1 protein-coding gene is annotated in these 243 nt (G+C 72.8%); it reads left to right on the top strand.

Annotated features, from left to right (window positions below; translation table 11 throughout):
* Positions 1–243: hypothetical protein (locus tag SAZ04_RS22830; protein WP_332700052.1), on the top strand; the 243-nt coding region annotated here is incomplete at both ends.

Here is a 243-nt window from a genome sequence, read left to right as displayed (position 1 = left end):
GCTCGATCTCGCGGCGCGCGTGCACTACGGCTACTACCACGGCGAACCGCGCACGATCGATGCGGCCCTGGCCGCTCTCGACCGGCTCGGCGAGTCGCCCGAGGTGTTCTATTACCGCGACTTCGCCGCGCTGCGTCGGGCGCAGCTCGGCGCCACCGATCGAGCGAGCGCCGCTCGCTTGAGCGACTGCGCGCGGCGCGACGTTGCGGCCGACGTCGCCAAGACGTTCGCCGCGGAGGCGTG

The organism is Halalkalibacter lacteus (assembly GCF_036663595.1).
GTDB classification, from domain to species: domain Bacteria; phylum Bacillota; class Bacilli; order Bacillales; family Bacillaceae_D; genus Halalkalibacter; species Halalkalibacter lacteus.
Note: the sequence above shows the minus strand (reverse complement) of the source record. Positions and strands in the feature narration are given on the sequence as shown.